2 protein-coding genes and 1 pseudogene are annotated in these 2,558 nt (G+C 71.7%); all 3 read right to left on the minus strand.

The window, feature by feature from the left end:
• A partial coding sequence (locus ACEN88_RS29085; RefSeq protein WP_413345301.1) for a PfkB family carbohydrate kinase occupies positions 1-785 on the minus strand: 785 nt, incomplete at its 3' end.
• Complete coding sequence (locus tag ACEN88_RS29090; RefSeq protein ID WP_413345303.1) at positions 782-1,996, minus strand: AGE family epimerase/isomerase; 1,215 nt, start codon at positions 1,994-1,996, stop codon at positions 782-784. The genes ACEN88_RS29090 and ACEN88_RS29085, both read right to left, overlap by 4 nt.
• 11 nt (positions 1,997-2,007) lie before the next feature.
• A pseudogene (locus ACEN88_RS29095) lies at positions 2,008-2,558 on the minus strand (hypothetical protein); the annotation flags it as partial.

Here is a 2,558-nt window from a genome sequence, read left to right on the forward strand (position 1 = left end):
CCCCCCCCCCCCCCCCCCCCTCCCCCCGCGGGGGGGGCGGCTCGTTCTTTAACCCCCCCCCCCCCCCCCCCCCCGCGGGGGGCCCCGGCGCGGGGCGGGGGCCCCCCGGGGGGGGGCCCCCCGTCGGCGCCGCGCGTGAACAGGTACGTCGCGGCCGGATTCATGGCGCGCAGCGTTGCGAACGCCGCGTCGGCATCGTCGATGCGGAACAGGCCGCGCACGTCTTCGTCGGACACCTTGACCACGTCCGCCAGGCCCACCATCGTGCGCAACGTCTCGTCATAGCGCGCGTCCATCAGCGCGCGGAAGTTGGGGTCGTAGCTGATCTTCGTGCCGCGCAGTTTCAGGTCGCGGGCCAGCGCGACGAGTGTGCCGGCGAGCGGCGCGCGCGCAAGGCTGATGCCGCCGAAGTGGACCCATGCGGCGCCGTCCTGCCACCCGGCCGGCAGATGGTCCGGATCGAAGTGCAGGTCGGCGCTGTCCGTGCCGATGAAGAAGTAGCGGGGCGGGTGGCGTTCGTGCACGACGGCCAGCAATGGCGGGCGGTCGACCTGCTGCAGGAAGCGCTGGTCGAGACCCGCTGCCGCGTTGGCGGCGGCGAGTTCGAGGCCGAACACGTCGCGGCTGACGGCGCCCGCGAACGCGCTCGGGATGCCGAGGCGGGCGACGACGCGCGCCACGTTCCACGTCGAGCCGCCGGTCTGGCTCGTCCACGTGCCGGGGCCTGTCGCGAGCAGGTCCGTCAGCGCTTCGCCGGCCGCGACGAAGCGGGGCAGCGCGGTCATGGGTTCGCCTCCAGCGCGTGCAGCACGTCGTAGCAGGCGCCCATCGTGTGATAGTCCGTCTTGCCGGCCGGGCTCTTCTCATTGGTCAGCTTGCGGTTGTCCTGGCCGAGGATGCGGTACCAGGCGCCGTGGTCGTGGTCGACGAAGTGCGCCCAGCTGTACGCCCAGATACGGTCGTACCAGTTCCAGTAGGCCGGGTTCCCGGTGCGCACGGCCAGCAGCGCGGCGGCCGCGAAGCTTTCGGCCTGCACCCAGAAATACTTGTCGCCGTCGCAGATGCTGCCGTCCGGCGCATAGCCGTAGCAGATGCCGCCGTGCTCCGCGTCCCAGGCGCGCAGCAGCGCGGCGTCGAACAGCTGGATGGCGCGCGGCGCGAGCCATTCGGCGTCGCCCGCCAGGTGGGCGCGGTGGCGTTCGAGCAGCAGCAGCAGCTTCGCCCATTCCGTCAGGTGGCCGGGCTGGTAGCCCCAGGGCCGGAAGATGTTCGTCTTGTCGTCGCGGTTGTAGTCCCAGTCCACCGACCAGTCGGCGCGATAGTGCTCCCACACGTAACCCTCCGCGAGGGCGGCCTGGCGCAGCGTGATGTTGCGGGCCAGCGTCTCGGCGCGGTGCAGGTAGCGCACTTCGCCCGTCGCCTCGTACGCCGCGAGCATCGCTTCGCACGAATGCATGTTGGCGTTCTGGCCGCGGTACGCGTCCAGCACGGACCAGTCGGCGCTCGCCTGGTCCGCGTACAGCCCGTGCCCGGGTTCCCAGAAGCGCGCCTCCATCAGGTCGAACGTCTCGGCGAGGTAGCCGCGCGCCTCCGCGACACCGGCCCGCAGCGCATGCGCATACGCCAGCATGACGAAGGCCAGGCCGTAGCAGTGGTTGTCGCCGTCGAGGACTTCCTTGCGGCCCGCGTCCCACGCGAGCTGCCAGGCGTAGCCGCCCGTGCGCGGGTCGCGGTGGACGTCGCGCAGGAACGCCACGCCTTGGCGCACGGCCGCGAGGTGTTCCGGGTCGCCGAAGCGGCGGTACGCCATCGCGTAGTTGAAGACGAAGCGCGTGCTGCTGACGAGGTGGCGTGTCGTGCGGTCGTACACCGTGCCGTCGTCGCGGAAGAAGTGATAAAAACCGCCGCTCGGGTCGATGCAGCGCGGGTGATAAAACCGCATCGTATGGGCGATGTGGTCGAGCAGGAAGCCGGGAGAACGGAAGTCGGGTGCCATGGCGCGGTACTCTATCGTTGGGTTGGGAGGGACGGTTGGGGCCAGGCGGCGATGCGGTACCGGGTTTCCCACGGCGCGTCGGGGCCGATGGCGATCCCGAGGCGGTCCGCGAGCGGATGGTTCGCGGGCGCCGTCGCGACGCGGCCCAGGTCGAACAGGCTGTTCACGGGTTCGGCGCCCAGCGCCAGGTGGCTGCTCATCCAGGGGAAGTGGATGCGGCCGCCGTTGCTCACCCAGAGCAGCAGGTCGGGCAGCTGCGCCGTGTCCCACCACAGGCCGACGCAGGCGTCGTAATCGAGGTAGTGCAGCGCGATCGGCGCGGCGCCGTCCTGGCCGCCGATTGCGCGCACCTGCAGCAGTTCCTCGGCCGGCGCGGCGAACGGCAGGTGCGCGAGGTCGATGGGACCGTCGACGCCGGCCAGGCTGTCCAGCGATGCGGAGCGCGTGTCGGTCAGCAGGCGCGACACCGCGCCGGCCGGCTGGGCGGGATAACTGTGGATGCCGTCGTGCGGCCCGAGCACGATGCGCACGCGCCCCGGTGCCGGCGGCAGGCGGAACGTCG

It is taken from the genome of Massilia sp. CT11-108 (assembly GCF_047302915.1).
Lineage (GTDB): Bacteria > Pseudomonadota > Gammaproteobacteria > Burkholderiales > Burkholderiaceae_D > Telluria > Telluria orientalis.